The organism is Dellaglioa sp. CoH-55-MRSF-8, assembly GCF_056782195.1.
Genome location: NZ_JBXAYH010000088.1, coordinates 1 through 401 on the forward strand (window position 1 = coordinate 1; position 401 = coordinate 401).

1 protein-coding gene is annotated in these 401 nt (G+C 60.6%); it reads left to right on the top strand.

Translation table 11 applies throughout. From position 1 onward, the window contains the following. A partial coding sequence (locus tag AC1RPW_RS08035; protein WP_481769448.1) for a hypothetical protein occupies positions 1 to 389 on the top strand: 389 nt, incomplete at its 5' end. Between the last annotated feature and the right edge of the window lie 12 nt (positions 390 to 401).

A 401-nucleotide genomic window follows, 5' to 3' on the forward strand; every position in this document is an offset into this window, starting at 1 on the left:
TTCCGGGTTCCGCAGGTTTCGATGAGCATCCGGGGTACGCGGCACAGGAGTGCCCGCTGCGCGAGGTTGTTGTCGCCCAGACTTACGCCACGAACAACGGCTTCCGCTGCTACATGACGGGCGGTCATTGCGTGCCGGGTCCGTCGTGTGGTCATCGCCGTGAGCGCTTCGCTCGCGAGAAGAACGCTGATGACACGCTGGTCGTCGTCCAGACGTTCCGTCCGGATAACCGTGGCATTGCCGATGCCAACCGCATGGCCGCGTTTCTGAAAAGTCACGGCATCTGGGCCGAGGTGTATTCGGACATCGGTGAGGACGTGCTAATCCGGGAAGGTGACTTGATGAAGTTCTCGGACCTCGTGCCCGAAATGCGAGAGCGATTCGGATGATTACCACGTCCT